The 7180-nt window shown below is 69.3% G+C and carries 7 protein-coding genes and 3 pseudogenes; 7 read left to right on the top strand and 3 right to left on the bottom strand.

Features of this window, described 5'->3' with window-relative positions:
• Positions 1 to 264, bottom strand: a pseudogene (locus I5G_RS21635) (Fe-S cluster assembly protein SufD); the annotation flags it as partial.
• On the bottom strand, positions 265 to 1683 hold the full coding sequence (gene sufB / locus I5G_RS09475) for a Fe-S cluster assembly protein SufB (protein ID WP_022878847.1): 1419 nt from the start codon (positions 1681 to 1683) through the stop codon (positions 265 to 267).
• Positions 1684 to 1937: 254 nt separating this feature from the next.
• On the opposite strand from sufB, the gene I5G_RS09480 reads away from it, so the two are divergent.
• A complete protein-coding gene (locus tag I5G_RS09480; protein WP_022878848.1) occupies positions 1938 to 2906 on the top strand; it encodes a heme A synthase in 969 nt (322 codons plus the stop codon).
• Between the two features lie 113 nt (positions 2907 to 3019).
• Positions 3020 to 3505, top strand: a complete 486-nt coding sequence (locus I5G_RS24030; RefSeq protein WP_022878849.1) for a hypothetical protein — start codon at positions 3020 to 3022, stop codon at positions 3503 to 3505.
• Positions 3506 to 3572: 67 nt separating this feature from the next.
• On the opposite strand, the pseudogene I5G_RS21645 reads toward I5G_RS24030, so the two are convergent.
• Positions 3573 to 4232, bottom strand: a pseudogene (locus I5G_RS21645) (heme o synthase); the annotation flags it as partial.
• Here I5G_RS21645 and I5G_RS21650 point away from each other — a divergent pair.
• The 5 genes and pseudogenes from I5G_RS21650 to I5G_RS09515 all read left to right on the top strand — a co-directional run.
• Complete coding sequence (locus tag I5G_RS21650; protein WP_022878851.1) at positions 4210 to 4548, top strand: DUF3040 domain-containing protein; 339 nt, start codon at positions 4210 to 4212, stop codon at positions 4546 to 4548. The pseudogene I5G_RS21645 and the gene I5G_RS21650 sit on opposite strands and share 23 nt — an antisense overlap.
• Before the next feature lie 331 nt (positions 4549 to 4879).
• Positions 4880 to 5311, top strand: a complete 432-nt coding sequence (gene mraZ / locus I5G_RS09500) for a division/cell wall cluster transcriptional repressor MraZ (RefSeq protein ID WP_022878852.1) — start codon at positions 4880 to 4882, stop codon at positions 5309 to 5311.
• A 97-nt stretch (positions 5312 to 5408) separates the two neighbouring features.
• A complete protein-coding gene (gene rsmH / locus I5G_RS09505) occupies positions 5409 to 6362 on the top strand; it encodes a 16S rRNA (cytosine(1402)-N(4))-methyltransferase RsmH (RefSeq protein ID WP_022878853.1) in 954 nt (317 codons plus the stop codon).
• Entirely contained in the window at positions 6359 to 6961 is a 603-nt protein-coding gene (locus I5G_RS09510) for a hypothetical protein (protein ID WP_022878854.1), read from the top strand. Before rsmH ends, I5G_RS09510 begins: the two co-directional genes overlap by 4 nt.
• A gap of 4 nt (positions 6962 to 6965) precedes the next feature.
• Positions 6966 to 7180 (top strand): annotated as a pseudogene (locus I5G_RS09515) (penicillin-binding protein 2); the annotation flags it as partial.

The following is a 7180-nucleotide window of genomic DNA, read 5'->3' on the forward strand; positions in this document are numbered from 1 at the left end:
CGCACTGCTCCCGGCGTCGGGCGCGGAGACCTCGACGCGCATGATCCCCTCGCGTTCCGCCTCGTCGACGAACAGCGGCGCGAGCCGGTCGACTGGGCTCAGCTTCCAGTTGACCTCGCGCCCGGTCGGGGTGCCGAAGTCGCTCGGGTCGAACGACGTCGGACGCTCCGACCGGGTCTGGACGGGAACGACGGATGCCACCAGAGCGGCAGGGTCGATATGACCCTCCGCCGCGGCGGCGGGGGTCTGGGTCGCAGTCGACATTTAGCCTACGGATCCTTCCATGCCCATCTCGATGAGCTTGTTCAGTTCGAGGGCGTACTCCATCGGCAGCTCGCGGGCGATCGGCTCGATGAAGCCGCGCACGATCATGGCCATGGCCTCGTCCTCGGGCAGACCGCGGGACTGCAGGTAGAACAGCTGCTCCTCGCTGACCTTCGAGACGGTGGCCTCGTGACCGAGCTGCACGTCGTCGACGCGGATGTCGATCGCGGGGTACGTGTCCGAGCGCGAGATGGTGTCGACCAGCAGCGCGTCGCAGCGCACCGTGTTCGCGGAGTGGTGGGCGTTGGCATCCACTCGCACTTCACCGCGGTAACCGGCGCGACCGCCGCCGCGGGCGATCGACTTCGAGACGATCGACGACTGCGTGTACGGCGCCATGTGGATCATCTTGGCGCCGGCGTCCTGGTGCTGGCCGGGGCCTGCGAAGGCAACCGACAGGGTCTCGCCCTTGGCGTGCTCGCCCATGAGGTAGATGGACGGGTACTTCATCGTCACCTTGGAGCCGATGTTGCCGTCGACCCACTCCATCGTCGCGCCCTCGTGGGCGACGGCGCGCTTGGTGACCAGGTTGTAGACGTTGTTCGACCAGTTCTGGATCGTCGTGTACCGCACGCGGGCGTTCTTCTTCACGATGATCTCGACCACGGCCGAGTGCAGCGAGTCGCTCTTGTAGATCGGAGCCGTGCAGCCCTCGATGTAGTGGACGTAGCTGTCCTCGTCCGCGATGATCAGGGTCCGCTCGAACTGGCCCATGTTCTCGGTGTTGATGCGGAAGTACGCCTGCAGCGGGATCTCGACGTGCACGCCCTTCGGGACGTACACGAACGACCCGCCGGACCACACCGCGGTGTTCAGCGCCGCGAACTTGTTGTCACCGGCGGGGATGACGGTGCCGAAGTACTCCTCGAAGAACTCCGGGTGCTCCTTGAGCGCCGTGTCGGTGTCCATGAAGATGACGCCCTGCGCCTCCAGGTCCTCCTGGATCTGGTGGTAGACGACCTCGGACTCGTACTGGGCGGCGACGCCGGCGACGAGGCGCGAACGCTCGGCCTCGGGGATGCCGAGCTTCTCGTACGTGTTGCGAATGTCTTCGGGGAGGTCCTCCCACGACTGCGCCTGCTTCTCGGTCGAGCGCACGAAGTACTTGATGTTGTCGAAGTCGATCTCCGACAGGTCCGCGCCCCACGTGGGCATGGGCTTGCGACCGAAGAGCTGATAGCCCTTGAGACGGGTCTTGAGCATCCATTCGGGCTCGGACTTCAGCGCGGAAATGCCGCGCACGACCTCTTCATTGATGCCTCGCTGGGCGACGGCACCGGCGGCATCCGTGTCGTGCCAGCCGAATTCGTACACCCCCAGTCCCTCGAGTTCGGGACGGTCGATGAGCACGTCGGACATGGTGGTCACTCTCCTTCTCGGGCCACAACGGTGTCATCCGCCCCGACATTCCGGCAGCGACTCCGGTCGGAGTCACAGGAACGTCGCTGGTGGGCCCGCTCGAAGGCGCTGGCTGCGCGCCTAGACTGTCAGGGGTGCGGGACGCGCGAGCGCTGCACCCGAAGACCCTTTGATTCTACAGGCAAGACCCGCTCCCGGCACGGCGCAGACCCGCCGCCGCGACCCGAGCGCCCCGCCGCCAGGAGGCTGCGCGCATGTCCACCGCTTCGTCCCCCCGCGTCCTCGGACGCCTCGTCGACTGGCTGCCGACGCACCCCGACCGGCGCGTCCGCGTGTTCGCGTGGCTGTCGTTCGTGGCCGAGGTGCTCATCATCGGGACCGGCGGAGCGGTCCGCCTCACCGGCTCCGGGCTCGGCTGCCCGACCTGGCCGCGCTGCACGCCGGATTCCCTGGTCAACACCCCCGAGATGGGCATCCACGGCATCATCGAGTTCAGCAACCGGACGCTCACGGGGGTTGTCGGCCTCCTCGCGCTCGCGGTCGTCGTACTCATGTGGCGGATGCGGAAAGACCGCCGCGGCATGTTCGTACTCGCCCTGATCGTGCTCGGCGGAATCGTCGCGCAGGCCGTGGTCGGCGGCATTACGGTGCTGACGGGCCTGAACCCCTTCATCGTCGGGTTCCACTACATCGCCTCGGTGGTCCTGGTCACGGTGTGCGCGGCGTTCCTCGTCCTCATGTACCTCCCCGCCGCCCCGCGCGAGCGCGTCGTCCCCGCGTGGTTCGCCGGTCTCGTGCACGTCACGACCGGTGTCCTGGCCCTCACCGTCGTGTTCGGGGTCCTGACGACGGGCGCGGGCCCGCACTCCGGAGACGCGGCGGCCGTGCAGCGCAACGGCTTCGACGCCGAGGTGCTCGAGCACGTCCACGCGTGGCCCGGCTACGCCCTGTTCGCTCTGACGCTCGTCATCGTCGCGCTCGCGTGGCGTCTGCGGCTCCCGGTGCGCCGCTGGGCGACGGCGCTGCTCGCGGTGGAGCTGGTGCAGATCGCCGTGGGCCTCTACCAGGCGCGCAACGGCCTCCCCGAGCTCGCGGTCGGCGTGCACATGGTGCTCGCGGCCCTCGCCGCGGCGACCATGACGGTCGTCGTCCTGCGACTGAAGGCCCCGGTCGCCCCGGGTTCCGTGGGCCGGCGGGACGCCGTCGGGGCCGCGCAGCGCTGACCTTAGCGCGTTCATAGGGATTTCATCGAGCGCCCAGAGTCCACGCACCGGTGGGTGCGAGACTCTGTTGCGACCCGTGCCGACCGTGCCCGGGAATCGAAGGAGTTCCTCTCATGCAGACCCGTCCCCGCCTGGTGACCAGCATCCCGTTCTGGGTGCTCCTGGTGCTCTCCCTGGCCTCCGTGATCGGCGGACTCGTCATCGTCTTCCAGCAGATCGCCGCGATGCAGGCCGTGCTGAACGACCCCAACGCGACGGTCGTCACCGTCTACGTCGCCCAGTCGTGGGCGATCGTCGGCGCGGCGCTCCTCGGAGCCGGTGCGCTCGGCATCCTCACGACCCTCGCCGTCGCGGCGGTCGTGTCGACCCGCCCGCGTCCCGATGTCTCGGTGGAGACGATCGACTGGACGAGCGACGACGAGAGCGCACCCGAGGCCCCGTTCGCCGCCGCCCCCACCGTGGCCGCAGCGGCCACGACCGCGCCGGCCGCGCCCCTCGTCCTCGAGGACGCGGACGTCGAGACCCCGTCGGACGCTCCGGCTCCCGCCGAGGCAGTTCCCTTCGAGAAGGACGCCGACGGGGACCCGACGCGTTCCTGATCACCCCGAACGACGAGAAACGCCCGTTCCCCCTCGGGGGCGGGCGTTTCTCGTGGGTTCCGGAAACTCAGAACGGCAGGAGCGGGTCGATCGCGATCGCGACGAACAACAGCGTGAGGTAGGTGATCGACGCGTGGAACACGCGCATCGGCCGCGGCTGCGCGCCCTGCACGGCCCGCGAGTACAGGCGGTGCGACTCGTAGACGAACCAACCGCCGAACACGAGCGCCGAGACGCTGTAGACGAGCCCCATGGATGCCACCGGGATGAGCAGCAGCGAGCACGCCACCGTGGCCCACGCGTACAGGATCACCTGGAGTCCGACCTGCGAACCGCTGCGGGTGGCGCCGAGCATGGGGACGTCGACCTCTTCGTACTGGTCGGCGTACTTCATCGACAGCGGCCAGTAGTGCGGGGGCGTCCAGAGGAACACCAACGCGAACAGGATGAACGGCGCCCAGGAGAGCGAGCCGGTCACGGACGACCAGCCGATGAGCACCGGGAAGCAGCCGGCGATCCCGCCCCAGACGATGTTCTGCTCGGTGCGGCGCTTGAGGATCATCGTGTAGATCACGACGTAGAAGAAGATGGCCGCGGCCGAGAGTCCGGCCGCCAGCGCGTTGGTGAACGCCCACAGCCACACGGTCGAGACGACGGCGAGCGTCCATGCGAACGTCAGAGCCCCGCGCGGCGACACCTCACCGGTGACCAGCGGACGGTTCTCCGACGTCGTCACGGCCCCCAGTCGCGCGCTCAGCTACCGCAACATCGTCCTCGGCTCGATCCTCGTGCTCGCCGGTCTCGGTGCTCTCATCGCGGGCGTCTCGATCGGATTCAACACCGGTGTCCTCGGCATCGCGGTCGGTGTCGTCGGATTCCTGGTGATGGTTGGCGGCGTCGTCTTCGCCGTCACCCCGACCCGCAACTCCTCGCGTCTGCCCTCGGCTCGGTCGGCGTCGACCAAGCGCGGCCCGCGCGCGTCGGGTGGATCCTTCATGGACCGCATGAACGACCGCTGGGACCGCCGCAACGACGGGCACTGACACCCTCCGCTTCTTCTCGAGAACACCGGCTCTTCGGAGCCGGTGTTTTTTTGTGCCCACGTGAGCGCGGGGAGGGGGAGGGATGCCGGCGGGTGAGACGCCCACGCTCTCGGGTGATGCCCGGAATCCCTCCCTTTTCCTCCACCGAGGGCGCCCCCGGGCGTGCGTGGCCGCGTGATTCCGCGGATCCCGCGGCCACGGCGTCGAGGGGGAGCGGACCATACACGCCTCGGCATCCCTGGGAAAGGGCCACGTTTCGATAGCGAAGTGGAGGGCGGTGGAGTAAAGTGGGGGAAACTTCGCAGGCCGGACGAAGGGGGTGGACGCCCGAATGCTGCTCGGCACGCACACTCCCAAGCTCGACGACAAAGGGCGCGTCATCCTGCCCGCGAAGTTCCGTGACGACCTCGGCGCCGGAGTGGTGATCACCCGGGGGCAGGACCGCTGCCTCTACGTGTTCAGCACCGAGGAGTTCGAGCGCGTGCACGAGCGGATCCGCGAGGCGCCGCTCAGCAACAAGCAGGCCCGCGACTTCCTGCGCATGTTCCTCTCGGGGGCCAGCGCCGAGAAGCCCGACGGGCAGAACCGGATCACGGTCCCCCCGGCGCTGCGCGCCTACGCGGGGCTCGACCGCGAACTGGTCGTGACGGGTGTCGGCGCCCACGCCGAGATCTGGGACGCCGCGGCCTGGAACGCCTACGCCGAAAGCAACGAAGAGACCTACGCCGAGATGGAGCAGGAGGTGATCCCGGGACTGTTCTGATCGCCGGCTGTGATTCCCAGCCGCACGCCCTGACGCCACTTCCCCGGTGCCAGGTCGAGCGGATGGGGATCAGAGCCCGCGATCCCGCCCCGTCATCATGGACATCCGCGACATCCACACCCCCGTGCTGCTCGAGCGCTGCGCCGAACTGCTCGCTCCGGCCCTGCAGCGCGACGGCGCCGTCTTCGTCGACGCGACGCTCGGTATGGGCGGCCACTCCGAGGCGTTCCTCGAGCGCTTCCCCGGCACCCGCCTCATCGGCCTCGACCGCGACACCGACGCCCTCCGCATCGCGGGGGAGCGTCTGGCCCGGTTCGAGGGGCGCACGACGTTCGTCCACACCGTCTACGACGGGATCGCGGATGCCGTGGCCTCCGCCGGCGTCGAGAAGGTCGACGGCATCCTGTTCGACCTCGGTGTCTCCTCCCTGCAGCTCGACGAGGCCGCGCGCGGGTTCGCCTACGCGCAGGACGCCCCGCTCGACATGCGCATGGACCAGACATCGGGCGTGACCGCCGCCGAGGTCCTCGCGACGTACGGCGAGGGCGACCTCCGCCGCATCTTCGAGCGGTACGGCGAGGAGAAGCTCGCCGCCCGCTACGCCCGGGCCATCATCGCCGCGCGCCAGCAGGCGCCGCTGGAGCGGTCCGGCCAGCTCGTCGACGTGCTGCAGGCGGCGACGCCGGCCGCGGTGCTGCGCGAGCGGCATCCTGCCAAGCGTGTCTTCCAGGCGCTGCGCATCGAGGTGAATGCCGAGCTGTCGGTGCTCGAACGCGCGATCCCGGCCGCCCTCAGCGTGCTCGGGGTCGGGGGCCGCATCGTCGTGCTGTCTTACCAGTCGCTCGAGGACCGGCTCGTCAAGCGCGTCTTCGCGGACGCGTCGACCTCCACCGCCCCGCGCGGGCTGCCGGTCGAGCTGCCCGAGCACGCACCCAAATTCCGCTTGCTCGTGCGGGGGGCCGAGCTCGCCAGTGACGAAGAACGTGCGGTCAACCCGCGCGCCACCCCCGTGCGACTGCGCGCGGCCGAGCGGATCCAGGAGGACGCATGAGCGCTCCCCAGACCATCGACGCGGCGTTCCTGCCGGAGTTCCCGGTCCCGGTACGCGAGCCCCGACGCCTGCACGTCGTCGACGCGCCGGCACGCCGTCGCGTTCCCCGTCGTGCCTTCGGCGTCGTCGCCGTCCTCGGGGCGGTGCTGATCGCGCTCGTGCAGATGGGACTGTCGATCCTGACGACCCAGAGCTCGTTCGAGATCGCGTCGCTCACGCAGCAGCAGCGCGACCTGACCTACCAGAAGCAGATCCTGTACGACGACGTCGCGGGGCTGAATTCTCCCCAGTACCTCGCGGCCAACGCCGCGGCGCTCGGCATGGTGATCGACGAGACGCCGACGTACCTGCGCCTGAGCGACGGAGCCGTGGTCGGCGCGGGCAAGCCCGCCGAGGGCACGTCATCGGTGGATGCCATGGGTCGGGGATCGGTCCGCAACGCCCTGATCTCGGGAGTGCCGCTCGTGACCGACCCGCAGAAGGCCGCCGAACCGGCTCCGGCGACCGGCGCGGCTCCGACCGACACGCCCTCCGCGCCCGCGGCCTCCGCGACACCCCCGCCGATCAGCGACGGTCTGCCGACCCCTGCGACACGATAAGCACATGGCCACGCCGAAGACGACGCCGCTTTCCCGTTCCCCCCGACGGCGCACCCTGGTGGCACTGTCGATCGTCCTCATCGTCCTCGTCGCCTTCGTCATCCGACTGGTCGACATCCAGGTCGTGAGCGCCCGCGAGCACGTGGACGAGTCGCTGTCGATGGGTCTCCAGAACTCGCGGATCGAGTACGGTTCGCGCGGCTCGATCGTCGACGAGAA

The sequence above is a fragment of the Microbacterium sp. B19 genome (genome assembly GCF_000333395.1).
Classification (GTDB): Bacteria; Actinomycetota; Actinomycetes; order Actinomycetales; family Microbacteriaceae; genus Microbacterium.